The following is a 451-nucleotide window of genomic DNA, read 5'->3' on the forward strand; positions in this document are numbered from 1 at the left end:
TGGTTTTGTATCAGTTACAAATAAGGCTTTACATGAATCCTCACGATTGGCTAAATACTTCTTCAACCATACTTTACACTCAGTGGTGAAATAAACTTCTCTCTGCTTTGAACCCTTCCCATTAACAATGGCAGAGCAATTCTCCCAGTTCAGATCCTCAATGTTTGTCTTCTCGACCTCTCCAATTCGGCAACCTGTGCTGTAGAGAAACTCAAGCAGCGCTCTCTCCCTGAATGTCTGACATGAGATTTTCAGATGGATTACATCTTCCTCCATTAAAAACTTAGGAATTCTCTTATCCATTTTGGGCTCACGTAGTTTGAGTGAAGGGTTGGTAAGTAAATAAGTTTCTTCATATGCGAAACGAAATAAGGAACGTACAAAACGGATGCGGTGCCCAAGACTACTTGGCTTCAATCGATCAGAATGCTTAGCTAGGTATTCCTTAAGC

The 451-nt window shown here is 40.8% G+C and carries 1 protein-coding gene; it reads right to left on the reverse strand.

Features of this window, described 5'->3' with window-relative positions; all coding sequences use genetic code 11:
• A partial coding sequence (locus tag HI950_RS35470; RefSeq protein ID WP_317618512.1) for a tyrosine-type recombinase/integrase occupies nucleotides 1–303 on the reverse strand: 303 nt, incomplete at its 3' end.
• Nucleotides 304–451 lie beyond the last annotated feature (148 nt).

This window comes from Paenibacillus sp. PL91 (assembly GCF_012935325.2).
In the GTDB taxonomy this organism is placed as follows: Bacteria; Bacillota; Bacilli; order Paenibacillales; family Paenibacillaceae; genus Pristimantibacillus.